The following is a 618-nucleotide window of genomic DNA, read 5'->3' on the forward strand; positions in this document are numbered from 1 at the left end:
GGCTGTCCGCCCACCGCGTCACCGTCGGGCACCTCCAACGCCCCGTCGGACGCGTCCTGCAGGCCCGTGTTCCGCGCCGGCTGGCTCCCGCCGCCCGAGAGTGCCGCCGGACCGGCACCAGTGCCGGTGGCTGCCTGCCCGGCACCCGAACCGGCCGGCTGCCCGACACCGGTCGACTGTCCCGTGCCCGTGCCCGTGCCCGTGCCTGTGCCTGTGCCTGTGGCGAGGACCGGCTGCCCGGTACCCGAGGCAGCCGGCTGCCCCGCGCCCGCACCGCTGGGCCGGCCCGCGCCCGCGCCCGTGCCCGTGCCCGCGGCGGACGTGTCCGGGGCCTCGATCCCGGAGACCGTACGGACCGGCGCCGGCGAGGCGGGGACGGACCGCGGGGACACACCGCCCGGGACCTGCGTGCCGGGACCCGGCACGGCCCCACCCGCACCGATGCCCGCGGACGTCTGTCCGCCGGCGGCCGACGTCCTGCCCACACCCGTCCCGGTACCACCCGACGAGGCCCCCGAAGGACCGGACAGGCCCGTGTTGAGGTTCTTCAAAAACGACAGGTCCGGCATCTTGATGCCCAGCCCCTTGGCCCCCAGAGCAAGCGAGGACATGAAAGCA

1 pseudogene is annotated in these 618 nt (G+C 76.5%); it reads right to left on the bottom strand.

The annotated features are described in order from the left end of the window. A pseudogene (locus tag IE94_RS40735) lies at positions 1-618 on the bottom strand (hypothetical protein); the annotation flags it as partial.

It is taken from the genome of Streptomyces violaceorubidus (assembly GCF_000717995.1).
GTDB classification, from domain to species: domain Bacteria; phylum Actinomycetota; class Actinomycetes; order Streptomycetales; family Streptomycetaceae; genus Streptomyces; species Streptomyces violaceorubidus.